The sequence below is a fragment of the Escherichia sp. WS1265 genome (assembly GCF_046487585.1).
GTDB lineage: Bacteria > Pseudomonadota > Gammaproteobacteria > Enterobacterales > Enterobacteriaceae > Escherichia > Escherichia coli.
Map to the genome: position 1 here is coordinate 360338 of NZ_JBJQJE010000001.1, position 24716 is coordinate 385053.

The 24716-nt window shown below is 50.9% G+C and carries 29 protein-coding genes; 9 read left to right on the forward strand and 20 right to left on the reverse strand.

The window, feature by feature from the left end; genetic code table 11:
• Positions 1-38 precede the first annotated feature (38 nt).
• The 4 genes from rnt to nemR all read right to left on the reverse strand — a co-directional run bounded on the left by rnt (position 39) and on the right by nemR (position 3010).
• Positions 39-686: a ribonuclease T gene (rnt, locus tag ACJHX3_RS01790; RefSeq protein WP_001282281.1), complete on the reverse strand. Its 648-nt coding sequence runs from the start codon at positions 684-686 to the stop codon at positions 39-41.
• Between the two features lie 102 nt (positions 687-788).
• The gene (gene gloA, locus ACJHX3_RS01795) at positions 789-1196 is read right to left on the reverse strand and encodes a lactoylglutathione lyase (protein ID WP_001237796.1); all 408 of its coding nucleotides are present in this window, start codon (positions 1194-1196) and stop codon (positions 789-791) included.
• Between the two features lie 80 nt (positions 1197-1276).
• Positions 1277-2374: an N-ethylmaleimide reductase gene (nemA, locus tag ACJHX3_RS01800; RefSeq protein WP_094308064.1), complete on the reverse strand. Its 1098-nt coding sequence runs from the start codon at positions 2372-2374 to the stop codon at positions 1277-1279.
• 36 nt (positions 2375-2410) lie between these two features.
• Positions 2411-3010, reverse strand: a complete 600-nt coding sequence (gene nemR / locus ACJHX3_RS01805; RefSeq protein WP_001032946.1) for a DNA-binding transcriptional regulator NemR — start codon at positions 3008-3010, stop codon at positions 2411-2413.
• A 102-nt stretch (positions 3011-3112) separates the two neighbouring features.
• On the opposite strand from nemR, the gene ACJHX3_RS01810 reads away from it, so the two are divergent.
• From ACJHX3_RS01810 to sodC, 3 genes are all read left to right on the forward strand, one after another.
• Positions 3113-3352 (forward strand): DUF1289 domain-containing protein, encoded by a 240-nt coding sequence (locus ACJHX3_RS01810; protein ID WP_000840481.1) that lies wholly within the window; start codon positions 3113-3115, stop codon positions 3350-3352.
• Between the two features lie 48 nt (positions 3353-3400).
• Positions 3401-4297 carry an aldo/keto reductase family oxidoreductase gene (locus tag ACJHX3_RS01815; protein ID WP_094308065.1) on the forward strand — a complete coding sequence of 299 codons (897 nt, stop codon included), beginning with the start codon at positions 3401-3403 and terminating at the stop codon, positions 4295-4297.
• An 80-nt stretch (positions 4298-4377) separates the two neighbouring features.
• A complete protein-coding gene (gene sodC, locus ACJHX3_RS01820) occupies positions 4378-4899 on the forward strand; it encodes a superoxide dismutase [Cu-Zn] SodC (RefSeq protein ID WP_001296937.1) in 522 nt (173 codons plus the stop codon).
• Here the strand turns inward: sodC and ACJHX3_RS01825 are convergent, their stop codons facing one another.
• From ACJHX3_RS01825 to ACJHX3_RS01835, 3 genes are read right to left on the reverse strand one after another with little or no spacing between them, the layout of a single operon-like run.
• Positions 4900-6912: an FUSC family protein gene (locus ACJHX3_RS01825; protein ID WP_000994303.1), complete on the reverse strand. Its 2013-nt coding sequence runs from the start codon at positions 6910-6912 to the stop codon at positions 4900-4902.
• Complete coding sequence (locus ACJHX3_RS01830; RefSeq protein WP_001300356.1) at positions 6912-7769, reverse strand: HlyD family secretion protein; 858 nt, start codon at positions 7767-7769, stop codon at positions 6912-6914. Before ACJHX3_RS01830 ends, ACJHX3_RS01825 begins: the two co-directional genes overlap by 1 nt.
• A gap of 2 nt (positions 7770-7771) precedes the next feature.
• Entirely contained in the window at positions 7772-8008 is a 237-nt protein-coding gene (locus ACJHX3_RS01835) for a DUF1656 domain-containing protein (protein ID WP_000670998.1), read from the reverse strand.
• Positions 8009-8208: 200 nt separating this feature from the next.
• On the opposite strand from ACJHX3_RS01835, the gene slyA reads away from it, so the two are divergent.
• On the forward strand, positions 8209-8643 hold the full coding sequence (slyA, locus tag ACJHX3_RS01840) for a transcriptional regulator SlyA (protein WP_001559180.1): 435 nt from the start codon (positions 8209-8211) through the stop codon (positions 8641-8643).
• 46 nt (positions 8644-8689) lie between these two features.
• On the opposite strand, the gene slyB is transcribed toward slyA, so the two are convergent.
• Entirely contained in the window at positions 8690-9157 is a 468-nt protein-coding gene (gene slyB, locus ACJHX3_RS01845; protein WP_000597196.1) for an outer membrane lipoprotein SlyB, read from the reverse strand.
• A 273-nt stretch (positions 9158-9430) separates the two neighbouring features.
• Here slyB and anmK point away from each other — a divergent pair, with 273 nt between their 5' ends.
• The 5 genes from anmK (at position 9431) to pdxY (ending at position 14007) form a co-directional block, all read left to right on the forward strand.
• Complete coding sequence (anmK, locus tag ACJHX3_RS01850) at positions 9431-10540, forward strand: anhydro-N-acetylmuramic acid kinase (RefSeq protein WP_000835077.1); 1110 nt, start codon at positions 9431-9433, stop codon at positions 10538-10540.
• 97 nt (positions 10541-10637) lie between these two features.
• Positions 10638-10967 carry a C-type lysozyme inhibitor gene (mliC, locus tag ACJHX3_RS01855; protein ID WP_000061974.1) on the forward strand — a complete coding sequence of 110 codons (330 nt, stop codon included), beginning with the start codon at positions 10638-10640 and terminating at the stop codon, positions 10965-10967.
• A 58-nt stretch (positions 10968-11025) separates the two neighbouring features.
• The gene (pdxH, locus tag ACJHX3_RS01860) at positions 11026-11682 is read left to right on the forward strand and encodes a pyridoxamine 5'-phosphate oxidase (RefSeq protein WP_001282319.1); all 657 of its coding nucleotides are present in this window, start codon (positions 11026-11028) and stop codon (positions 11680-11682) included.
• Between the two features lie 128 nt (positions 11683-11810).
• Positions 11811-13085 (forward strand): tyrosine--tRNA ligase, encoded by a 1275-nt coding sequence (gene tyrS, locus ACJHX3_RS01865; RefSeq protein WP_094321777.1) that lies wholly within the window; start codon positions 11811-11813, stop codon positions 13083-13085.
• A 61-nt stretch (positions 13086-13146) separates the two neighbouring features.
• A complete protein-coding gene (gene pdxY / locus ACJHX3_RS01870) occupies positions 13147-14007 on the forward strand; it encodes a pyridoxal kinase PdxY (RefSeq protein ID WP_001302086.1) in 861 nt (286 codons plus the stop codon).
• A 43-nt stretch (positions 14008-14050) separates the two neighbouring features.
• Here pdxY and gstA read toward each other — a convergent pair whose 3' ends face one another.
• The 12 genes from gstA to blr all read right to left on the reverse strand — a co-directional run bounded on the left by gstA (position 14051) and on the right by blr (position 24482).
• Positions 14051-14656 (reverse strand): glutathione transferase GstA, encoded by a 606-nt coding sequence (gene gstA / locus ACJHX3_RS01875; protein ID WP_000765749.1) that lies wholly within the window; start codon positions 14654-14656, stop codon positions 14051-14053.
• A gap of 105 nt (positions 14657-14761) precedes the next feature.
• Positions 14762-16264, reverse strand: a complete 1503-nt coding sequence (dtpA, locus tag ACJHX3_RS01880; RefSeq protein WP_000100942.1) for a dipeptide/tripeptide permease DtpA — start codon at positions 16262-16264, stop codon at positions 14762-14764.
• Between the two features lie 610 nt (positions 16265-16874).
• On the reverse strand, positions 16875-17510 hold the full coding sequence (gene nth / locus ACJHX3_RS01885) for an endonuclease III (protein ID WP_001030339.1): 636 nt from the start codon (positions 17508-17510) through the stop codon (positions 16875-16877).
• The gene (gene rsxE / locus ACJHX3_RS01890; protein WP_001289657.1) at positions 17510-18205 is read right to left on the reverse strand and encodes an electron transport complex subunit RsxE; all 696 of its coding nucleotides are present in this window, start codon (positions 18203-18205) and stop codon (positions 17510-17512) included. The genes nth and rsxE overlap by 1 nt, the downstream gene beginning before the upstream one ends.
• A gap of 3 nt (positions 18206-18208) precedes the next feature.
• Complete coding sequence (gene rsxG, locus ACJHX3_RS01895; RefSeq protein ID WP_000920788.1) at positions 18209-18829, reverse strand: electron transport complex subunit RsxG; 621 nt, start codon at positions 18827-18829, stop codon at positions 18209-18211.
• 3 nt (positions 18830-18832) lie between these two features.
• Positions 18833-19891 (reverse strand): electron transport complex subunit RsxD, encoded by a 1059-nt coding sequence (gene rsxD / locus ACJHX3_RS01900; RefSeq protein ID WP_024044072.1) that lies wholly within the window; start codon positions 19889-19891, stop codon positions 18833-18835.
• Positions 19892-22114 (reverse strand): electron transport complex subunit RsxC, encoded by a 2223-nt coding sequence (gene rsxC / locus ACJHX3_RS01905; protein ID WP_094321776.1) that lies wholly within the window; start codon positions 22112-22114, stop codon positions 19892-19894.
• Positions 22107-22685: an electron transport complex subunit RsxB gene (gene rsxB / locus ACJHX3_RS01910; RefSeq protein ID WP_000991809.1), complete on the reverse strand. Its 579-nt coding sequence runs from the start codon at positions 22683-22685 to the stop codon at positions 22107-22109. The genes rsxC and rsxB overlap by 8 nt, the downstream gene beginning before the upstream one ends.
• The gene (gene rsxA / locus ACJHX3_RS01915) at positions 22685-23266 is read right to left on the reverse strand and encodes an electron transport complex subunit RsxA (RefSeq protein WP_000133193.1); all 582 of its coding nucleotides are present in this window, start codon (positions 23264-23266) and stop codon (positions 22685-22687) included. Before rsxA ends, rsxB begins: the two co-directional genes overlap by 1 nt.
• Before the next feature lie 76 nt (positions 23267-23342).
• Positions 23343-23783 (reverse strand): DUF2569 domain-containing protein, encoded by a 441-nt coding sequence (locus ACJHX3_RS01920; RefSeq protein ID WP_001306099.1) that lies wholly within the window; start codon positions 23781-23783, stop codon positions 23343-23345.
• An 85-nt stretch (positions 23784-23868) separates the two neighbouring features.
• The gene (gene ydgT, locus ACJHX3_RS01925) at positions 23869-24084 is read right to left on the reverse strand and encodes a transcription modulator YdgT (protein ID WP_000217950.1); all 216 of its coding nucleotides are present in this window, start codon (positions 24082-24084) and stop codon (positions 23869-23871) included.
• A gap of 272 nt (positions 24085-24356) precedes the next feature.
• Positions 24357-24482 carry a division septum protein Blr gene (gene blr / locus ACJHX3_RS01930; RefSeq protein WP_001296096.1) on the reverse strand — a complete coding sequence of 42 codons (126 nt, stop codon included), beginning with the start codon at positions 24480-24482 and terminating at the stop codon, positions 24357-24359.
• Between the last annotated feature and the right edge of the window lie 234 nt (positions 24483-24716).

Sequence of the window (24716 nt, forward strand, 5' to 3'; positions counted from 1 at the left end):
ATGCCTGAATCATTGCATGTCATCAGGCATCGACTCGATTACACCTCTTCGGCGGCAGGTAGCGGCCAACCTCCCAGACGTTTCCAGCGGTTGACGATTTCACAAAACAGCACAGCAGTGCGTTCGGTGTCGTACAGCGCGGAGTGCGCCTGGGTGCTGTCGAAGTCCATGCCAGCGGTCTGGCAAGCCTTTGACAATACGGTTTGTCCGAGTGCCAGCCCGGCCAGTGCAGCAGTGTCAAAAGTGGCGAAAGGGTGGAACGGGTTACGTTTCAGTGAGGCGCGTTCTGCGGCGGCCATCATAAAGCTGTGATCGAAATTGGCGTTGTGCGCCACCATAATGGCGCGGTTACAACCGCTCGCTTTAATACCTTTACGCACAACTTTAAAAATTTCGTGCAGCGCCTCGTATTCGCTGACCGCGCCGCGATCGGGATCGTTCGGGTCAATGCCGTTGAAGGCGAGGGCCTCTGGCTGCAAATTTGCGCCGACAAATGGTTCGACGTGGAAATGTAATGTGGTGTCCGGCATCAGCCAGCCTTGTTCATCCATTTTCAGGGTGATGGCGGCAATCTCAAGCAGCGCATCGGTTTTGGCGTTAAATCCGGCTGTTTCAACATCGATCACAACAGGATAAAAACCACGAAAACGATCGCACAGACCGGTAAGTTGAGCGTTATCGGACATCTGATTCTCTTAATACGGATAAATTGCAGCGCGCATTATGACAAATATTACTTGTCGATGCAGTAAAGATGCGGGCGCGATGAGTTCACGCCCGGCAGGAGATTAGTTGCCCAGACCGCGACCGGCGTCTTTCTCTTCGATTAATTCAATTTTGTAACCGTCCGGATCTTCCACAAACGCGATAACCGTAGTACCGCCTTTTACCGGACCCGCTTCACGGGTGACGTTACCCCCGTTTTGACGGATTTTTTCGCACGCTTCAGCGGCGTTATCAACGCTAAGCGCGATGTGACCATAAGCAGTGCCGAGTTCGTATTTATCCACGCCCCAGTTGTAGGTCAGTTCAATCACCGCTTCTTCGGTTTCCGGGCCGTAGCCAACAAACGCCAGTGAGTATTTGTATTCCGGGTTTTCGCTGGTACGCAGCAGTTTCATGCCCAGTACTTTGGTATAAAAATCGATGGAGCGTTGCAGATCGCCAACGCGCAGCATGGTATGAAGAAGACGCATCTTTATATCCTCAAAATGGCTAACAGATTCAAAATGTTGTTTTAGTATAGCGGCGGCTTTGCGCCGCTCGCAATGTTGGATTATAGCGTCGGGTAATCAGTGTAGCCTTCCGCGCCGCCTCCGTAAAAACTTTCGGCACGCTGTGGGTTAAGCTCAGCTTTGCGCTGCAAGCGGGCGACCAGATCCGGGTTCGCAATCCAGTCACGACCAAATGCCACCGCATCAATTAACCCTTTGCCGATCAGCGTTTCAGCTTTTTCTACTGTGTATGCACCTGCGCCGATAATCGGACCGTGGAAACGGGCGCGTACTTTTTCGCGGAACGCATCAGTATACGGTTCACCTCCCGCCCAATCCGGTTCTGACATATGCAGATAAGCAATGCCGCGTTTACCCAGTTGTTCAATCAGATACAGTGCATCGGCTTCTTCATTCGGGCCGTTATCTGTGTTCTGGAAAGTACCGATTGGCGAAACGCGAATGCCAATGCGATCGGCACCCCATTCTTCAATCCCTGCATCGACCACTTCCAGCACCAGACGTGCGCGATTTTCCACGCTGCCGCCGTACTGCTCGGTACGATGGTTTGAAGAAGGAGAAAGGAACTGATGCAGCAAATAACCATGAGCAGAGTGAAGCTCTACCAGATCAAATCCAGCTTCACGCGCGTTAGCAATGGCCTGACGGAAATCATTGACGATACCCGGAATCTCTTCCAGTTCAAGCGCACGCGGCATGGATGTTTCAACACGGATCGCCTGACCATTTTCATCGCGCAGAGAAGTACGAGTTCCCGCGCTAAGTGCTGAAGGCGCTACCGGTGCCTGACCGCCAGGTTGCAGGCTGGCGTGAGAAATGCGTCCGGTGTGCCACAGCTGTACGGCCATATGACCATTTTCAGCATGAACGCCAGCGGTAATTTTTTTCCATGCGGCAATTTGTTCCGGACTATGGATGCCAGGTGCACCAGCATACCCTTTTGCCTGGGCAGAAATTTGCGTGGCTTCGCTAATAATCAAACCGGCACTGGCACGTTGGCGATAGTATTCCGCCATCAACGGGGTAGGGATGTCACCCGGTTCAATACTGCGCAGACGCGTCAGCGGTGCCATAAAAATACGGTTTGCCGCAGTTATTGCGCCCACTTTCAGTGGGGAATACAGTTTTTCAGATGACATAAAGGCTCCCGGTGGTCTGGTGATAAAAAATGCCTGCTAAACGGCAGGCGTCGCAATAATGGTTTTTACATGTGCCAGCGCGTTTTCCAGTGGCTCGGAATTGCGCGAAATTTTGGCCTGCAGATTCGCACCCAGCCATAGTGCGTAAAGCACTTGTGCCTGTTGCAGCGGTTCGCCACAAAAGGCTAAACAATGGCTATCACGGCCATTTTCCAGCGCCTGCGAGAGCAGGGCGATCACGCCGCGAGCACCTTTATCCATCGCGCTGCGCATATCTTCTGACAGATCGCACACTTCGGCAGAGAGTTTTACTGTCAGGCAACCGCTGATGGTTCCATGTTGGCAAAACTGGTTCAGTGTTTGCTGATAATAAGCCAGTATGCGGTCGCGGTAGTTACCTTCGCCGGATTGCAGCAACTCAGTCAGTCGTTGGTGATATGTGGCGTAATGGCGCTCAAGCATGGCAACGCCAAACGCTTCTTTAGAGCGAAAGTAGTGATAGAAGGACCCTTTCGGCACTTCAGCGGTTTTTAGTAATTCGCTTAGCCCCATCCCGGTGAATCCACGTTGCAGGCAAAGTTGCTCGCCCGTCGCCAGGAGATGTTCGCGAGTATCATGTTCGGTGTGTTTGTTCATGCGTTGGAGTGTAGTAGACCAGTCGGTCTAGTGCAAGCAAAGTTGCTACTTTGGGCATTAACAGCTTCAATAATGGTAATAATCTTATCTGAGGAGGGCGAAGTGGCGGAGCAATTAGAGTTCTTTCCCGTCCAGAGCCCGTGCCGGGGAATTTGCCAGTCTGACGAACGCGGGTTTTGTCGCGGCTGTTTTCGTAGTCGGGATGAGCGTTTTAACTGGAATAAAATGAGCGATGGCGAAAAACAAGAGGTGCTACGCCTTTGTCGGCAGCGATTAATGCGCAAATTACGCGCAAATAAGCCAGCGTCATCAGACGAACCGGAGCAACCATCACTCTTTTGAGCCTAATCTTGCGTATACTCCTCTCATATCTGATAAGAGGAAGCGATTATGGTTCAGCGTATTACTATTGCGCCGCAAGGCCCGGAGTTTTCCCGTTTTGTGATGGGCTACTGGCGATTGATGGACTGGAATATGTCCGCCCGCCAGCTGGTCAGTTTTATTGAAGAGCATCTGGATCTCGGCGTGACCACCGTGGACCATGCTGATATTTATGGTGGCTATCAGTGCGAAGCGGCGTTTGGCGAGGCGCTGAAACTGGCTCCTCACCTGCGTGAACGGATGGAAATCGTCAGTAAATGCGGTATCGCGACGACCGCGCGTGAAGAAAACGTCATTGGTCATTACATTACTGACCGCGATCACATCATTAAGAGCGCCGAACAGTCGCTAATTAATCTCGCGACCGATCATCTGGATCTGCTGTTAATCCACCGACCAGACCCGTTAATGGATGCCGATGAAGTGGCGGACGCGTTTAAACATCTGCATCAGAGCGGCAAAGTGCGCCATTTTGGCGTATCCAACTTTACGCCTGCGCAATTTGCGCTTTTGCAATCACGCCTGCCGTTTACCCTTGCCACTAATCAGGTGGAAATATCCCCGATACATCAGCCGTTACTGCTGGATGGTACGCTCGACCAACTGCAACAACTGCGTGTTCGTCCGATGGCGTGGTCCTGCCTTGGTGGTGGTCGTCTGTTTAATGATGATTATTTCCAGCCGCTGCGTGATGAACTGGCTGTGGTGGCGGAGGAGTTAAACGCGGGCTCGATTGAACAGGTGGTTTACGCCTGGGTATTACGTTTACCGTCGCAGCCGCTGCCAATTATCGGCTCAGGTAAAATTGAGCGCGTACGGGCAGCTGTCGAAGCTGAAACACTGAAAATGACCCGTCAACAATGGTTCCGTATCCGTAAAGCGGCATTGGGTTACGACGTACCGTAAGCACTTTTAGGAATAGCCGTCGTTCAAAAATGTGTCACTGGTTTACACTTATTCAGGAATGCACAATGAACGGAGGTCCTATGAAACGTTTTAGTCTGGCCATTCTGGCGCTGGTTGTTGCGACCGGCGCACAAGCTGCCAGTGAAAAAGTCGAGATGAACCTCGTCACGTCGCAAGGGGTTGGGCAGTCAATTGGTAGCGTCACCATTACTGAAACCGATAAAGGTCTGGAGTTTTCGCCCGACCTGAAAGCATTACCCCCCGGTGAACATGGCTTCCATATTCATGCCAAAGGAAGCTGCCAGCCAGCCACCAAAGATGGCAAAGCCAGCGCCGCGGAATCCGCAGGCGGGCATCTTGATCCACAAAATACCGGTAAACATGAAGGCCCAGAAGGTGCCGGGCATTTAGGCGATCTGCCTGCACTGGTCGTCAATAATGACGGCAAAGCCACCGATGCCGTCATCGCGCCTCGTCTGAAATCACTGGATGAAATCAAAGACAAGGCGTTGATGGTCCACGTTGGCGGCGATAATATGTCCGATCAACCTAAACCGCTGGGCGGTGGCGGTGAACGCTATGCCTGTGGTGTAATTAAGTAATTAAGAGGCCAGCGTACCTTGCGGTGGTGCTTGCTCAAGTTGCGAAAGCGAGCAGTACAGCCGCCAGACAATTGCCGCCAGCTCACGGGCGGCAGGTTGATGATGGCGGGCAAGGCTGTCGCAAATCCGCTGTAATTCTTCAAGTGTGGCCGCCAGTGATTTTTGCTGAACGCCACGCTCACTCATCACTCCGCGCAACAGTGAAATACAGTTATCCCGTACTCGTGATAACGGATCGGAACGCGATTCCCAGTCGCGTAATTGCCAGACAACATGAGAACAGTTCAGCAGCACTACACCCCAGCGTAATAACCAACGGCGAGCCAGCGCATCCTGGCTGTTACTCAACTGACTGACGTGATGATAAGTGAGCGATTCAAATTCGCTTTCACTCAGTGTTGGATGGCGGCTTAGTTGATCGACAAAATCCCGGCGCAGCGCGCGAATATGACGACGGCTTTTACGAGCATCCGACCCTGGACGCAAAATGGCGAACGCTAACCACGCCAACGCGACGCCAACGATTTTTGCCAAATTATCGTTAAGAAAATCAGCAAAATCATACACCGGGGGATTAGTGACAGCGATAAACGAACCCATAAAAACAATCAGTTGCCCCCACAGTGCGGCAAATTTGGGCATCTGCAATTTAAGAAGCTGCATCGTCGCCAGCAGTGGAAAGAGAAACAGTAAAAATTGCCACAGATCGCTAATCTGGACCATCAGGCCAAATTTGACCACAAAGCTGAATAGCGAAAGTAACACCAGCGTGCGCATCAGCAGTGACAACGACTTAAACGGTGCTGCGACGGCGGAGTAGAGTACGCAGCTAATTGCTGCCAGCGTTAATGCATTGGAACCGGCATCCCATTGCGAAGCAATACTCCATACGCCAATCATCATCAACGTACAAAATGTACGCAGTCCGCTCCACATAGCTTCGGCGTTATCAGTATGACGAGCCAGGCCGGATGTCCATGGGAGTCTGGCATGATCATCTACACCGCTTTGCAGACGATGTAATTCCTGACTACTTTGCAGATATAGGCGGCAAAAATAACGTAGTCGCTGCCAGAAGGCGACGTGCCGGTAGTCGGCGACGTTGGTCGGGCGTAGCGGGGAGATAATACGTGCGACGGTGTAAACATCTGTTTGCGAACTGGCGAGCGCCGTCAGCAACTGTTCGAGAATTTCTCGTGTGGCACCTGGCGGTGAGGGCCAGTTGAGCAACATACGTCGCAGGCTGGAGATGACACTGGTCATACGTAATTGCTGGTGGAGCAGCGCATTAAGGCGTGCGTTTTGCTGGCGAAAACGATAGTGGCTCCAGAAAGCCTGGATACGGAGCAAATTCATGGTCAGTATCTGTCCAATCACCCCCTCATGTGCTGCACGAATGGCATCGGTTGTTTCAGGCTGCCAGAGTAAACTGGCATGTTCCAGTAATCGGGCGTGCATGTTTTTCAATGCGGTTAAAAGGGCAGTAGCATCGGAACTGCTCGGCAGGATCATCATCATCATGCCGCCGCACAAAATACCGACTATCACCTCGCAAACGCGTGCCTGAGCGATATCCCATAGCTGGCTGGCCTCAGTAATATTAACCATCGGAAAGGCGATGATGGCAGCCGTGTAGCCCGCCAGTTGAAATGCATACGCGACGTTATTCGTGAAGTGCGCGCAGGCCCAGGTACAAAAGCCAAGCCACGCCGACATGCTCAAAAGAAAAAACCACGGTTCGTTGAGCGTATGTCCGGCAAGAATCAGTGCTGCAATGGCTCCCAGCAAACTGCCAGCGATGCGTCCGAGGCTTTTGCTGATGACACCGCCAACGGTGGGAAAGCTAACCACTGCAGCCGAGGTCATCGCCCAATAGGGCTCATCCAGATTTAAATAATAGGCAACCGTCAGCGCCAGACACATGGCAATGGTATTGCGTAACGCATAACGCCATTGCGCCAGCGTGGCCCTGAACCAGGGCAAATTGCGCAAGGACCATGACGATGCGTTCATTATTGACCTACGGCAATGCTACAGGTGGTGCCCGACACCAGCGTGACATCGCCTGGGACTTTATCCAGCGCAAAGCGGACGGGAACGCGTTGGGCGAGGCGAACCCAGGGGACGTTAGGTTTCACATCCGGAATAAGGCTTGAGTCACTTTCAACGCTCTGATCATAAATCGCCCGACCGATACTGGAAACGTGACCCTGTAACGTTTTGTTATCACTATAGAGGGTAATTTGTGCTGGTGCACCTTCGCGGATATGGCGCAACTTGGTTTCTTCAAAATAACCAATGACGTAAAACGAGTGGCTGTCGACAAGGGCAAACAGCGGTTTCCCGGTGTCAGCGTAATCGCCGATGCGGGTAGTGAGGTTAGTCACCCATCCACTCACCGGGGCGCGAATTTCCGTTTGCGCCAGTTGCCATTGTGCCTGTTTCAGCGTCGCCTGTGCGGCATCAACACTGGCCTGCATCGCTTTAACATTGAGGTTAGCGGTATCGAGTTCTTCGGCAGAAATAAAATTTTGTGAGAGATGACGACGACGATTCGCTTCGTTATTGGCTTTTGCGAGGTCAGATTGCGCTTTCGCCAGCTGAGCCTGTGCGTTCAGCTCGGCGATCTGAAAGGGCGTTTTATCGATCGTGAGCAGAAGATCCCCCGCGTTAACCAGTTGGTTGTCTTTTATATTCAGCTCAACAATACGTCCCGACACCTGAGGGGTGATAGAAACCTGTTCTGCGCGTATTTTCCCGTCGCGTGTCCACGGAGATTGCATGTAATAATTCCACAGCCACCATCCGGCAAGAACCGCAACTACCGCTACAATGATTGTTGAGAAATACTTAATTGTTTTAATTGACATAGTTACCACGCAATCAGTATTGCCAGGGCAAGGCAAACGCAAATCGCAAACAGCGATAAATCCATTAACAAGGGATGCCAGATGTCACCGGCGTAGATCCAGCCACGAAGCAGGCGGTGTACGACAAGCCAGATGACGAATCCAAACGCGAAGGCTTTGAAAAACGGAGGAAAGTAGACGGACGCACCGAACACCAGATCTTGTAAGGGCAATCCTGTTGCATTGAGCATAAACTTCACAAAGTAGATTCCTTTACGACCGAATATATTGCGTTAGATTAATAAATATTCTTTAAGTGCGAAAAATTTACGCGCAATTTCTGAAAAATATGTCTGACGGTAACCAAATGCAGCAATACATTTGTTTTAGCAATACAATTGCTGCACACTATTCTAAAAGCCGCATTATATCTTAGCAAGCTAATTATAAGGAGATGAAATTGGAATCGCCACTAGGTTCTGATCTGGCACGGTTGGTGCGCATATGGCGTGCTCTGATAGACCATCGCCTGAAACCGCTGGAGTTAACACAAACCCATTGGGTTACGTTACACAATATCCATCAGTTACCTCCAGACCAGTCGCAAATTCAACTGGCAAAAGCGATTGGCATCGAGCAGCCATCACTGGTCCGTACTCTGGACCAACTGGAAGAAAAAGGGTTAATTTCGCGTCAAACTTGTGCCAGCGATCGTCGGGCTAAACGTATTAAACTGACGGAAAAGGCAGAGCCGCTGATCAGCGAAATGGAAGCTGTTATTAACAAAACCCGCGCGGAAATTTTATATGGCATCTCCGCAGAGGAACTGGAACAACTGATTAAGCTCATCGCAAAACTTGAGCATAATATCATTGAGTTACAGGCCAAAGGGTGAAATGAAGGGGACGTGTGGTCAGTAACCTGACCACACGCAAACTTATTTAGCGCGGGGAAACGGTCACCTGACTGCCATTGCTGGCCAGTACGACACGTTGGCCCGGAGAGAAACGAGTGTTGCCTTGTTTCTGTACCACCATGATGGTATTACCATCGTCTTTACGAATTTCCAGCTCGACACCCTGCGTTTTGTTCATTGCACTCTGTACGCCCTGACCGGCTACGCCACCTGCAACAGCGCCTGCTGCAGTAGCCAGAGAACGCCCGGTTCCGCCACCAACAGTATTCCCCAGGAAACCACCAAGAACAGCACCGCCAATTGCGCCGATAACGTTGGAATCATCACCGCCCTGAATCTGTACCGGACGTACGTTAACGATGGTGCCATAGCTGACATTCTGTACTTGTTTCGCTTCAGAAGCGGTATAAACATCCCCTGACAGGGTGTCGTTATTAACACAACCGACAAGAGACAGACCTACCATTGAAACAACCAATACGCGTTTAATCATTGAAAAATCTCCTGTTCACCATGAAACGCCACGCAAGCATCCCTCATGGTCAAAGTATATGGCATATGTGAATCCATGGTTACATGTTCTACCAAATATGAGCAAATCATAATGAAAGTAGGATCAACCAATTATAAACAAAACATTCATGATGATTATTGATTTGAAGATAATGTTTTACTACCAACGGTAAAAATCGGTCATTCCGCATGGTATTCACGAAAAGTTTATGTTTGAGTGGTGCGCAAACGTCAGATTGAAAAAGGATGAACTATGAAATCGGGCCGCTTTATTGGCGTTATGTCAGGCACCAGCCTTGATGGTGTTGATGTTGTGTTGGCGACAATTGATGAACACCGGGTCGCACAGCTGGCAAGTTTGAGCTGGCCGATCCCGGTGTCTCTGAAACAGGCTGTACTGGATATTTGCCAGGGCCAGCAGCTTACACTTTCTCAGTTTGGACAGCTTGATACTCAACTCGGGCGACTTTTTGCTGATGCGGTCAATGCCTTGCTTAAGGAACAAAACCTGCAGGCGAGAGATATCGTTGCGATCGGCTGTCACGGTCAAACCGTCTGGCATGAACCGACGGGCGTGGCACCACACACTTTACAGATTGGCGATAACAATCAAATTGTGGCACGCACCGGAATTACGGTTGTCGGTGATTTTCGTCGTCGCGATATTGCCTTGGGAGGACAAGGCGCACCGCTGGTACCTGCGTTCCATCATGCGCTGCTGGCTCACCCAACCGAGCGACGAATGGTGCTCAATATTGGCGGCATCGCCAATCTGTCACTGCTCATTCCTGGGCAGCCGGTAGGGGGCTACGATACCGGCCCAGGTAACATGCTGATGGATGCCTGGATCTGGCGTCAGGCAGGTAAACCTTACGATAAAGATGCCGAGTGGGCACGGGCGGGTAAAGTCATTCTCCCACTGCTGCAAAATATGCTTAGCGACCCGTATTTCTCGCAACCTGCACCGAAAAGCACCGGACGCGAATACTTTAACTACGGTTGGCTGGAGCGCCATTTGCGCCATTTTCCGGGTGTTGATCCCCGAGATGTACAGGCGACACTGGCAGAACTCACCGCCGTGACCATTTCTGAACAAGTTTTGTTGAGCGGTGGCTGCGAACGATTGATGGTATGTGGTGGAGGAAGTCGTAATCCGCTACTCATGGCGCGTCTGGCGGCATTACTGCCAGGCACAGAAGTCACCACCACCGATGCCGTTGGCATTAGTGGCGATGACATGGAAGCATTGGCTTTCGCCTGGCTTGCCTGGCGTACGCTGGCGGGATTACCAGGAAATCTGCCTTCCGTCACTGGCGCAAGCCAGGAGACGGTACTGGGGGCTATTTTCCCTGCTAACCCGTGATATCAGAGTTAACTGAATTTTTCTTACCGCGTCTGCCGTTACACTTGGAACGTTAGGGAGGGCGTATTGCCCTCCAGACCAGGAAAGTCTTCGGGAAATGTCTATGAAAAAACTGTTACTGATCTGTTTGCCGGTGCTTCTCACCGGCTGTAGCGCGTTCAATCAACTGGTTGAGCGCATGCAAACCGATACGCTGGAATACCAGTGTGATGAAAAACCGTTGACGGTCAAACTGAATAATCCGCGCCAGGAAGTCAGTTTTGTTTACGATAATCAACTACTGCATCTCAAACAGGGCATTTCTGCGTCTGGTGCACGTTACACCGACGGGATCTATGTTTTCTGGTCGAAAGGCGAGGAAGCGACTGTCTATAAACGCGACCGCATCGTCTTGAATAACTGTCAGTTACAAAATCCACAGCGTTGAGATTTTTCCAGGGGCGGCGCACAATAGCGTCACCCACTGACAATCCGTAAAGAAAACCATGTCTGATAACGACGAATTGCAGCAAATCGCGCATCTGCGCCGTGAATACACCAAAGGCGGATTACGCCGCCGCGATCTTCCCGCCGATCCATTAACCCTTTTTGAACGCTGGCTCTCTCAGGCGTGTGAAGCCAAACTGGCGGACCCTACCGCGATGGTGGTCGCTACCGTGGATGAACATGGTCAGCCTTATCAGCGCATCGTTTTGCTCAAACATTACGACGAAAAAGGCATGGTGTTTTACACCAACCTCGGCAGCCGTAAAGCACATCAAATCGAAAATAATCCGCGCGTTAGCCTGCTGTTCCCGTGGCATACCCTTGAGCGCCAGGTGATGGTGATCGGTAAAGCTGAACGACTTTCGACTCTCGAAGTGATGAAATATTTTCATAGTCGCCCCCGTGATAGCCAGATTGGTGCATGGGTTTCGAAGCAGTCCAGTCGCATTTCTGCCCGCGGTATCCTTGAAAGTAAATTCCTGGAGCTGAAGCAGAAGTTTCAACAGGGCGAAGTGCCATTGCCGAGTTTTTGGGGCGGTTTTCGCGTCAGCCTTGAACAGATTGAGTTCTGGCAGGGCGGTGAGCATCGCCTGCATGACCGCTTTTTGTACCAGCGTGAAAATGATGCGTGGAAGATTGATCGTCTTGCCCCCTGAAAAGATGCAAAAATCTTGCTTTAATCGCTGGTACTCCTGATTCTGGCACTTTATTCTATGTCTCTTTCGCATCTGGCGAAAAGTCGTGTACCGGCAAAGGTGCAGTCGTTATATACATGGAGATTTTGATGGCAAGCAGTAACTTGATTAAACAATTGCAAGAGCGGGGGCTGGTAGCCCAGGTGACGGACGAGGAAGCGTTAGCAGAGCGACTGGCGCAAGGCCCGATCGCGCTCTATTGCGGCTTCGATCCTACCGCTGACAGCTTGCATTTGGGGCATCTTGTTCCATTGTTATGCCTGAAACGCTTCCAGCAGGCGGGCCACAAGCCGGTTGCGCTGGTAGGCGGCGCGACGGGTCTGATTGGCGACCCGAGCTTCAAAGCTGCTGAGCGTAAGCTGAACACCGAAGAAACTGTTCAGGAGTGGGTGGACAAAATCCGCAAGCAGGTTGCCCCGTTCCTCGATTTCGACTGTGGAGAAAACTCTGCTATCGCGGCGAACAACTATGACTGGTTCGGCAATATGAATGTGCTGACCTTCCTGCGCGATATTGGCAAACACTTCTCCGTTAACCAGATGATCAACAAAGAAGCGGTTAAGCAGCGTCTCAACCGTGAAGATCAGGGGATTTCGTTCACTGAGTTTTCCTACAACCTGTTGCAGGGTTATGACTTCGCCTGTCTGAACAAACAGTACGGTGTGGTGCTGCAAATTGGTGGTTCTGACCAGTGGGGTAACATCACTTCTGGTATCGACCTGACCCGTCGTCTGCATCAGAATCAGGTGTTTGGCCTGACCGTTCCGCTGATCACCAAAGCAGACGGCACCAAATTTGGTAAAACTGAAAGCGGCGCAGTCTGGTTGGATCCGAAGAAAACCAGCCCGTACAAATTCTACCAGTTCTGGATCAACACTGCGGATGCCGACGTTTACCGCTTCCTGAAGTTCTTCACCTTTATGAGCATTGAAGAGATCAACGCCCTGGAAGAAGAAGATAAAAACAGCGGTAAAGCACCGCGCGCCCAGTATGTACTGGCGGAGCAGGTGACTCGTCTGGTTCACGGTGAAGAAGGTTTACAGGCGGCAAAACGTATTACCGAATGCCTGTTCAGCGGTTCCTTGAGTGCGCTGAGTGAAGCGGACTTCGAACAGCTGGCGCAGGACGGCGTACCGATGGTTGAGATGGAAAAGGGCGCAGACCTGATGCAGGCGCTGGTCGATTCTGAACTGCAACCTTCTCGTGGTCAGGCGCGTAAAACTATCGCTTCCAATGCCATCACCATTAACGGTGAAAAACAGTCCGATCCTGAATACTTCTTTAAAGAAGAAGATCGTCTGTTTGGTCGTTTTACCTTACTGCGTCGCGGCAAAAAGAATTACTGTCTGATTTGCTGGAAATAATGCATTAAGTGGAAAGGGGGAGTGAGAAATCACTCCCCCTGGTTTTTATACAGGGAACATGATGAAAAATATTCTCGCTATCCAGTCTCACGTTGTTTATGGTCATGCGGGTAACAGTGCGGCAGAGTTTCCGATGCGCCGCCTGGGCGCGAACGTCTGGCCGCTGAACACCGTTCAATTTTCTAATCACACTCAATACGGCAAATGGACTGGCTGCGTGATGCCGCCCAGCCATTTAACCGAAATTGTGCAAGGCATTGCCGCCATTGATAAATTACACACCTGTGATGCCGTATTAAGTGGCTATCTGGGTTCGGCGGAGCAGGGGGAACATATCCTCGGTATCGTTCGTCAGGTGAAAGCAGCGAATCCGCAGGCGAAATATTTTTGCGATCCGGTAATGGGTCATCCGGAAAAAGGCTGTATCGTTGCACCGGGTGTCGCAGAGTTTCATGTGCGGCACGGTTTGCCTGCCAGCGATATCATTGCGCCGAATCTGGTTGAGCTGGAAATACTCTGTGAGCATCCGGTAAATAACGTCGAAGAAGCGGTTCTGGCAGCGCGTGAACTCATTGCGCAAGGGCCACAAATTGTGTTGGTTAAACACCTGGCGCGAGCTGGCTACAGCCGTGACCGTTTTGAAATGCTGCTGGTTACCGCCGATGAAGCCTGGCATATCAGCCGTCCGCTGGTGGATTTTGGTATGCGCCAGCCGGTAGGTGTTGGTGATGTGACGAGCGGTTTACTGCTGGTGAAACTGCTTCAGGGGGCAACGCTGCAGGAGGCCCTGGAACATGTGACCGCTGCAGTATACGAAATCATGGTGACCACCAAAGCAATGCAGGAATATGAGCTGCAAGTGGTTGCTGCTCAGGATCGTATTGCCAAACCAGAACATTATTTCAGCGCAACAAAGCTCTGAAATATCTCATTTCGGCCCACAACGACCTGTGGGCCGATGGCTATTACTTTAAGCCTTCCGCTGACAGCGCGTCTTGTACTTCCGGACGTTCAGCCATACGTTGCATAAATGCCGCAATGTGCTCTAACCCTTCCAGATTCAGTTTCACCGCGTATGCCCAGCGCAGAACCGTAAACAGATAGGCATCAGCAATTGTGAATCGTTGCCCGCAGATCCAGTGCTCATCCTTCAGTGCCTCGTTCACATATTGCAGCTTCTTCTCCAGCTGCGCGCGAACTGTCGGTTTGTACTCTTCCGGTGTATCAGGGCGAAACAGAGGTGTGAAACCTTTATGCAGCTCGGTGGCGATATAATTCAGCCATTCGATGGTTTTATAGCGGGAAATACTGTTTACCGGTGCCAGCAACTGGCGGTCGGGGACGCTGTCGGCAAGATACTGCATAATCGCTACGCCTTCCGTCAGCAAAGTACCATCGTCCAGCAGCAATGCAGGTACCTGTCCCTTAGGGTTAACGGCAAAGTAATCGTCACCGTTTTCGAGACGTTTTTTCATTAAATCCACACTGACGAGCGTAAAATCCTTTCCGCTCTCACGCAGGGTGATATGGGAAGCGAGAGAGCAGGCGCCCGGTTTGTAGAACAATTTCATCGGTAACTCCTTTTGTCTGTGGTTTAAAGTATGGTAGTGCGTTGCTGAACAAAAAAAAAGCCGCTAACGAAAAGTTAGCGGCTTGTAAAAGAGTTTCCCTGAATTTTACGCTACAGCAGCTTTCGCCGCTTTGTCTGCAGCGTCATCCTGCGTCATGCGGTGCAGTTTCGGCGCGGTCAGCAGCATCAGTACTGCAATAACGGCAGTAGCGACACCAATCTGCAAGAATACGCGACCATAGACTTCCAGTGACATCAGTGGATCGGTAACGTTATCCGGCACAGCCATCATACCCGCAACATAACCACCAATCAGGTTTGCACCGGCAGTGGTCAGGAACCAGCTACCCATAATGAAGCCCATCAGACGCTGCGGAACGAGTTGAGCAACCATTGCCAGACCCAGACCAGAGATCATAAGTTCCCCGATACTCTGCAGGCCATAGCTTGCGACCAGCCAGCTTACAGACACGATACCTGCGTCAGACGCGAATTTTGCACCCAGCGGCAGAATCAGGAACGCACCAGAACACATCACCATACCGATTGCAAACTTAGTTGGCATCGGCAGGGTATCGCCCATCTTGTTATAGATAGCGGCCAGAATCGGGCTACCAATGATGATCCAGAACGGGTTCAGTGCCTGATACTGCTCAGGTTCTACGGCCAGGCCCAGAATGGTGTGTTCAACGTTACGAATCGCAAAGAAGTTCAGTGACGTTGGCATCTGGCTGTACAGCACGAAGAAGATAATGGCTTCGAGCATCAGGATGAAGGCAACGATCATTTTACGACGCGCAGCACCTTTCATCGCGAAGGCTTCTTTACCGAAGATAACCACGATACCAAAGGCAACAACGCCCAGCGCCATACGCGCAACTTCCTGATTGTGCAGCAGCCAGGTGGCGATAGCGATCAGTGCCACAACACCAATAATGGTCAGCAGCAGGTTACGGTAGTTGATAGGCTCGAAGTCTGGTTTTGAACCGTACTGCTTAACCCAGCGTTGGCAGAAGGCGAAGTTAACGATAGTGATCAGCAGGCCTACAACGCTCAACGCAAACGCAACACTCCAGCCGTATTTCGCGGCCAGCCACGGGGTGGCGATCATAGAGAAGAAAGAGCCGATGTTGACGGACATGTAGTACATGGTGAATGCACCGTCCAGACGCGGGTCGTTTTTCTCATAGCATGTAGAAAGCAGAGAAGACGGGTTAGCTTTAAACAGGCCGTTACCGACCGCAATAGCCGCCATACCCATATAAACGATACCGGCGTCGTGACCAGACCAGGCAACCAGAGCATAACCAATCGCCAGCACAATAGCGCCAAGCATAATTACGCGTTTAGTACCCAGTACCTTGTCACCTAACCAGCCGCCGATAGCGACCAGACCATAAACCAGGGCACTAAAGGAAGAGAAAAGGGTGATTGAATCCGCTTCAGACATACCCAGTTGTTTAACCAGGTAAACAGCCATAATTCCTTGTAGGCCGTAATAACCAAAACGTTCCCATAACTCAATCGAGAAGATGAGATAGAACGCCTTCGGTTGTTTGAAAGCGTTCAAACTGACGCTTTCAGTTGGTTTTTGGTTTGCAGTGGACACTTTTACCTCTTTTTTTACATCCCATATTAACGGGGGTGCTTTCTCGCGTTATGCCTAAAAAACATACGCGCAATTGTTATAGTGGGAGGGGAAACGGCAGGTAATGTTCACTATCTTGCACTTTCAGACAAGTCCTTTGTAATAATCTGTTACATATAACTGAGGCGGGGAATTCAACCATTCCGGGAAATGTTATCCAGCGTTAAATTTTTCAAAAAACGTAACGGCAGATTTTTTCACTACCCTGAGAGGGGGATGATGGCTTAACGGCGATATGTTCTGCTATTTAGCGTTTTTCCTAGTGAGATAGTCCAGTTTCTGAAAAATAGCCAGTGTAATGTTTTGTAGGTCAATATTTGTTGCGTGTGTAAATTTAAATGATTTTAACCTAGTTCTTGCAATGTTTTTACATTGCCACAGCATCGTGATCTTGATCACGAATGAATAGAAAATTTCGCTATTAAAAAAACAATTAACCTGCATTTTTGGTTATCCGCAAACGGATTACCTGATGATAACGCTAAGCAATGGCATCATTGACGTTAAAAAGATGTTTTAAAAGAGGATAAAGAAAGGTTATGAATGGGATAATCGGTGTTACCCCTTTTCTTCAGATGTCAACTTTCTCTTTGTATTCACAAAGATCTTCAATAATACAAGAGCCACAGCGAGGCTTGCGGGCAATACAGGTATAACGCCCGTGCAGGATCAACCAATGGTGGCAGTCGACTTTAAACTCTGCCGGAACCACTTTCAGTAGCTTTTCTTCTACCTGTTCGACGTTTTTCCCCGGCGCAAATTGAGTACGATTACAAACGCGGAAAATGTGCGTGTCGACAGCAATAGTCGGCCAGCCGAATGCAGTGTTTAATACGACGTTGGCTGTTTTACGACCTACACCAGGCAGGGCTTCAAGCGCAGCACGATCTTCCGGAACCTCGCCATTATGCTGTTCCAGTAAGATACGGCAGGTTTTGATGATATTTTCTGCTTTGCTGTTATAAAGACCAATGGTTTTGATATAGGTTTTCACCCCTTCGACGCCCAGTTCAAGCATCGCTGCAGGTGTATTAGCCACCGGGTAGAGTTTCGCCGTCGCCTTATTAACACTGACATCGGTCGCCTGAGCGGAAAGCAGTACGGCAATCAGCAATTCAAAAGGCGAACTGAAATTAAGCTCGGTGGTGGGATGAGGATTGTTCTCACGCAGGCGAGTGAGGATCTCCAGGCGTTTTGCTTTGTTCATCAGACATTCCCTGTTTCACCGTTTGGCAATGCACGTTCGGCAGCTGCTTCAGTACGGCGCTTTTTCATTCTTTCATCAATCAGGTATTTTCCTGCCAGCATCAGTCCCAGGCCAATAAATGCACCTGGTGGCAGCATCGCCAGCAGGAAAGGGGAGTCGGTGTGGAAAATTTCCACGCGTAATACTTTTGCCCAGCTACCTAACAGCGCATCTGCACCGTCAAACAACGTGCCATTGCCGATTATTTCGCGTAGTGAACCCAGCACGAACATGGCGCAGGTTGCGCCCATACCAATTGAAAAGCCGTCCAGTGCCGAAAGCGCCGGACCTTTTTTGGCGGCGAAGGCTTCAGCGCGGCCCACAACGATACAGTTAGTGACAATCAGCGGAATAAAAATCCCTAATGATTGATACAGGCCAAAGGCGTAGGCGTTGATCAGCATCTGTACAGCGCTGACCACCGAGGCGATGATCATCACGTAAATGGGAATGCGGATCTCGGCTGGCGTCCAGTGACGCAGCGTCGAAATGGTCAGGTTGGTCAGCGTCAGTACCAGCGTAGTCGCAAGTCCTAAACCCAGGGCGTTGGTGGCAGTGGACGTGACCGCCAGCAGCGGACAAAGGCCGAGCAACTGGACCAGCGCAGAGTTGTTTTTCCACAACCCCTGAACAATAACGTCTTTAATTTCGCTCACGCTTTATTCTCCACAGGCAGGAAGTTGAGAAAGTTGTGCCGGTAACGTCTGAGCGTACAATCCGGCGCGTTTTACCGCATTTACCACCGCGCGCGGAGTAATCGTCGCGCCGGTGAACTGGTCGAAATTACCACCATCTTTCTTCACCGCCCAGTGCGCATCATCCGCACCACTGATTTTTTTACCCGCAAAATGGGTGATCCAGTCAGAAAGGCGCAGTTCGATTTTATCGCCAAGCCCTGGCGTTTCGTGGTGCTCTGTCACGCGCGTGCCTAGTACCGTGCCGTTAAAATCGGCTCCCACCAGCAGCTGAATCGCACCAGAATAGCCATCTGGCGCGGTTGCTTCCAGAACGGCGGCTACCGGTTTGTCATCCTGTTTGGCGATGTAAACCCGATGCTCACCTTTACCTAACTCTGGCGCAGTTACCAGATAGCAACTCTGTGCCAGCGCATTGTTATAGCGTTCGGCTGGCAGCACCTGATCAAATAACGCCTTTTGTTGCAGACTGGCCTGTTCAGCAATTGTCGTTTTGGTCATCTGGTTGATGGCCGCAGTTAACCCTGTTGAACCCGCTGCAAATAGCGCCAACGTAATGCCGTGTTTTCGGATAGTTTTCAGCATGGTTTACCCTTTGCGATGGCCGTAGACGCGCGGACGCGTGTAGTAATCGATCAGAGGAACCGTGATGTTCGCCAGCAGGACGGCAAAAGCCACGCCGTCAGGATAGCCGCCGAAACTGCGGATCAACCAGACTAATAAACCCGCCAGCGCGCCGAAAATAAGACGACCACGATTGGTCGTAGAAGCAGTAACCGGGTCAGTCAAAATAAAGAATGCGCCGAGCATAGTCGCACCAGACAGCAGATGAATTTGCGGTGCTGCCAGTGTTTCTGGTGAGAACAACCAGCCCAACGTTGCGCATAACGCCAGCGTTACTAAGAAGCTGAGGGGAATATGCCAGCGAATCGCTTTCTGCCATAGCAACCACACGCCGCCAGCCAGCCAGGCGAGATTTACCCATTGCCAACCAGCGCCCGCCAGAATACCGCTGTAGATCGGATATTGCATAATCTGTTCAACCGAATGACCTGCGCGGACAGAGGTTTTAAATGTATCCAGCGGTGTCGCCTGACTAATGCCATCAATACCTAAGCGTAGCGTGTTCATATCACCACCACTGGCGGTATGACCGCTGAAAATAACCTGTATGGCGTCGATAAAACCAGGAATGTTGACCGCAATGTCATGCGGCGGTAACCAGCTGGTCATCTGCACCGGGAAGGAGATCAGTAAGACCACATAACCAATCATTGCCGGATTAAACGGGTTTTGCCCCAGACCGCCATACAACTGTTTAGCGATGATCACCGCAAACACCGTACCCAGTACGACCATCCACCATGGCGCGAGAGGGGGAATACTTACCGCCAGCAATAAACCTGTCAGCAATGCTGAGTTATCTCTCAACGTTGCGGCTACTGACTGCTTGCGTAGTTTGAGTACGAGAGCTTCGGCTAACAGAGCACTGACCGACGCCAACAGGATCTGAACGAGAGTACCCCAACCAAAAAACCACAGTTGCGCTGCGATTCCTGGCACGGCTGCGAGCAACACCAACAGCATAATGCGCGATGTTTGGCGCTGGTTATGGGTATAAGGGGAGCTAGCTATTCTGAATACCATTTAGTCCTCGTTTACAACCTTTTGCTGGGCGGCTTTTTTGGCCTGAACGCGGGCAATAGCCGCGGCAACTGCCGCTTTGCGCGGATCGACAGGTTCTTGTGCCTCCGCATTAGCCTGCTGCTGTTCCAGCTTGCGTGCTTTGGCACGGGCAATAGCGGCTTCGACGGCGGCTTTGCGCGGGTCAACCTGTTCTTCTGGCTCGGCATTAGCCTGTTGCTGCTCCAGCTTGCGTGCTTTGGCACGGGCAATAGCGGCTTCGACGGCGGCTTTGCGCGGATCGACCGTTTCGTCTGGTTCCGCATTAGCCTGTTGCTGTTCCAGCTTGCGTGCTTTGGCTCGGGCAATAGCGGCTTCGACGGCGGCTTTGCGCGGGTCAACCTGTTCTTCTGGTTCCGCATTAGCCTGTTGCTGTTCCAGCTTGCGCGCTTTGGCGCGGGCAATAGCGGCTTCGACGGCGGCTTTGCGCGGATCGACCTGTTGTTCTGGCTCGGCATTAGCCTGTTGCTGTTCCAGCTTGCGTGCTTTGGCACGGGCGATAGCTGCTTCAACGGCAGTTTTACGTGGATCAGCAACGGTTGCTGCGTCGTTAGTTTGCTGCAGTTCTGCCTGTTTCGCTCTGGCTTGCGCTTTACGGGCTTCCCGTGCTGCAATAATTGCACTGTTATCCGGGCGTTCGCCCGCTTTAATCACAATAGGCTGTGTAGCCTGGGCCTGTTTCTCTTTCACCCGCGCCAGAGCGGCAGCAATCGCATCTTTATCTTTGGCTGCAGGTTGAACGGCTGCGCTCTTATGTCGTTCAAGGCGAGCCGCTTTTTCGCGCTCCAGACGAGCCTGGCGCGCTTCGAAACGCGCTTTGGCTTCTGCGGCGCGCTTTTCTTCCTGACGAATAGCCGCAATTTCAGCTTTTTCCTGACGGAAATATTGCACCAGGGGAATATTGCTCGGGCAAACCCACGCGCAAGCCCCACATTCAATGCAGTCGGCAATGTTATGCGTGGTGGCTTTATCGTGTTGCTGACCTTTGCTGAACCAGTACAACTGTTGCGGCAAAAGATCCGCAGGGCAGGCGTCAGCACAGGCACTACAACGGATGCAATTTTGTTCTTCCTGTGGTTCGCCAAGCTCATTGGCAGAGGGAGCCAACAGACAGTTGGTAATCTTTACGACCGGGACATCCAGCCATGGCAAGGTAAAGCCCATTAACGGGCCGCCCATAATCACCATTTGATCGGCAGAGGGGCAGAATCCGGCGTCATTCAATAAATGACGCACGGGCGTCCCCAGCCGTGCCCAGACGTTGCCCGGGCGAGCGATTGCTTCGCCAGTCAGGGTTACGACACGCTCGGTAATCGGCTCGCCATCAATAACGGCACGTTTCACTGCATAAGCAGTGCCGACGTTTTGCATTAATACGCCGATATCGGATGAACGCCCGCCATGTGGAACCTGCTTCCCGGTCAGAATGTAGGTTAATTGTTTAGCACCGCCAGAAGGATATTTGGTTGGAATCACCCGCAGAGAAATATCGTGAGAGTCCGCCAGCACCGCGCGCAGCATGGAAATCGCCTGCGGTTTGTTATCTTCAATGCCGACAAGAATTTCGCGTGGCTGCAGAATATGCGCAAGAATGCGAATACCCTCTACGACCTGAGCCGCGCAATCCTGCATCAAACGGTCATCGGCGGTAATGTACGGCTCGCACTCAGCAGCGTTGATAATCAACGTTTCAATCTTATCTGCACCACCCTGTAATTTAACGCCTGTCGGGAATCCGGCACCGCCCAGCCCGGCAACACCAAACTGATGAATGCGCTCGATTAACTCTTCGCGACTGCGAGAGCGATAATCGTCCCAGCCGTCGCGCGGGATCCAGCAGTCTTCGCCATCGGCATCAATAATCACGCTTAATTCAGCTAAAGCTGAAGGATGAGCCGTAGAGTGGGGCGCAATAGCCGTAACGGTACCCGAGGTGGGCGCGTGAACTGGCAGCATTTTGCCGCGTCCACGGGTAAGCGGCTGGCCGCGCAGTACTTTATCGCCGACGCTAACGCACAACTCACCTTCAGCGCCAATATGTTGTTTCAGTGGTATGACAAAACGCTGCGCCAGGGGTACCTGGCGCAGGGGCGTACCGTTGGACTGGGTTTTCATCTCCGGTGGATGGATGCCGCCGTTGAAATCCCAGATTTTATTTTTTCTGAATGCAGAGAATAACTTAAGCATGGTGTTCCACGGGAATGATACGCACGGGAATCGTGTTCAGATCCCATTTCCAGGAGTCAGGTGTTTCTGCAACCGGTTGCAACGAGATGCAGTGCGTCGGGCACGGATCAACACATAAATTGCAGCCCGTACAGAGATCACTCATTACCGTATGCATGGCGCGGGTAGCGCCAACGATGGCGTCTACCGGACACGCCTGAATACATTTAGTGCAGCCAATACAGTTATTTTCATCAATAACCGCCACCATCCGCGCAGGCGTTAGCTCTTGCGCTTCGCCATCCAGCGGCTGTGGCTCGACATTAAGCAACTCAGCAATTTTTAGCATCACAGCTTCGCCACCTGGGGCGCAGCGGTTAATTTTTTCACCGTTACAGCTGATGGCTTCCGCGTAGGGGCGACAGCCGGGATAACCGCACTGACCACACTGGCTCTGCGGTAAGATTTCGTCAATTTTCTCAACGACCGGATCGTCTTCCACCGCAAAACGGCGGGAGGCATAACCCAGAATGGCGCCAAACGCCAGGCCCAGCAGGCTCACGGCGGCAACGGCAATCCAGATAGCATTCATTACAACTTCACCAAACCACTAAAGCCCATAAAGGCCAGAGACATAAGACCTGCGGTAATTAACGCAATGGCATTACCGCGAAAAGGTGCCGGGACATCAGCCACAGCAAGGCGTTCGCGGATGGCGGCGAAGAGCACCATCACCAGCGAGAAACCGACAGCGGCGGAAAAACCGTACAGCGCCGACTGCAAGAAATTGTGCCCGAGATTGATATTCAGCAACGCCACGCCGAGCACTGCACAGTTGGTGGTGATAAGCGGCAAAAAAATCCCCAGCAGACGGTAAAGCACCGGGCTGGTTTTGCGTACCACCATCTCGGTGAACTGCACAACCACAGCAATCACCAGAATAAACGCCAGGGTGCGCAGGTAAATCAGATTAAGCGGGATCAAAATCCACGTATCGATAAGCCAGGCGCAAATAGACGCCAGCGTCATCACAAACGTTGTAGCCAGCCCCATGCCCATCGCGGTTTCCAGCTTTTTGGAAACCCCCATAAACGGACAGAGACCGAGAAACTTGACCAGTACAAAGTTATTGACCAGTACAGTTCCGACAAACAGTAACAGGTAGTCAGTCATTTTTCGGCCTGAAATAAAAAAGCCGCCTATTATCCGTTAATCCAGAGCAGGCGACAACAGGTTAACTGTAAGGTTATTACGGATTCACAAACGTCGCTTTCACCCGCGACGAGCGTTTAAAATAGGGGACGATCAATGCGGTTGCCAACAAAGTAAACAGTAACTGGCGAACGGCTATGCCATCTTCCACGGGTGAAAAAGCGAACGCTTTTACTGCCAGCAATACGGAAATAAGCAGCCAGATAATATAGTGTTTAGGAACACAACGCCGACGTTTAAAGAAAGCGATGGTCAACCACAGTGTGTAATACCACATGGCGATAGCGGTAATAAAAGAAACGCCCCATAAGATTTGTGTCGTCAGTGCTTGTTCGCCGAGCGTTTGAAATGTTTGCGGAGAAGATAACGCAGCGGTATACAGCAACAACGCCAGCGTCGTACTTAACAGAGCGACTAAAAGCCAGGCCAATGGGCCAAGCAACCAGCCTCCAATACGTTGTGGCGTTGTGGTGGTCATAGGTTCTCCAGAATAGCGACGCAAACAGGCAAATCTAATTTTAGGGGCGTTATTATAAGGCTTTTATAACCGATCGCTACTTTCTTTATTGGACATAGTGCCAGACGGACTTCGGTACCTGGCCGAGGTCAAACAAACGCCCGCCAGAAACCAGCTCTGCGCGACGGTGATCGGCAGCACGATACATATTGATCAGTTCCTGATCGTCCGTCAGGGTGTAATTAAGATGGTCGTAAAGTTTTTCCAGACTTTCGAGTGAACTGATTTTGCGAAATTTTAATAAGTAGTCCTGAACAGTCATAAAAGATCCATAAAATAATTAATACCAAAGGGGTAGGTATTATTAGTGATGATAAAATTTCACCAAAAGTGAACGTTTGTATTATTACAATAATAAGAATGCGCTGATGGCAAATATTCAGGGATGAAAAACTGCTCTGAAAAGAGTAACGCGATTTACTATCCCTGACAATCACCAACAACATCGAACAAGATAATAAATTCCTGGTTTAATATCCGACAAGTGAAAACATGCACCCGGACGGGCAGCATGTCGCTCTACAAGCGCAGAGCTTACTTGTGTTGTACCGTAGTACTCTGTTCAGGTGGCTGATAGTTGTCAATGTGACTCGCCACGCCAAGAAGAATGACTGAAACGACAAGAACGATCCAACCTGTTAATTCAATAAGACGATTCATTACAGCCCACATCTCTGTTGATTGATCCATTAACTTCAGGGGGTAAATGTTACTTAGCAATAATAGCTCCAGCAAGATTTTTACTGAGGTTTTTGCGATATTTAGCTTTTGTCGTTGGAAAATTCGCTATTTTTTTGACTTAAGTTAAACAACATCCCTTATTGCTGGCAGGTTATTAAACTGTTGAGCGAGGGTAAAGGATAGTGTCAAATAGCCATCATACTTCAATGAGAG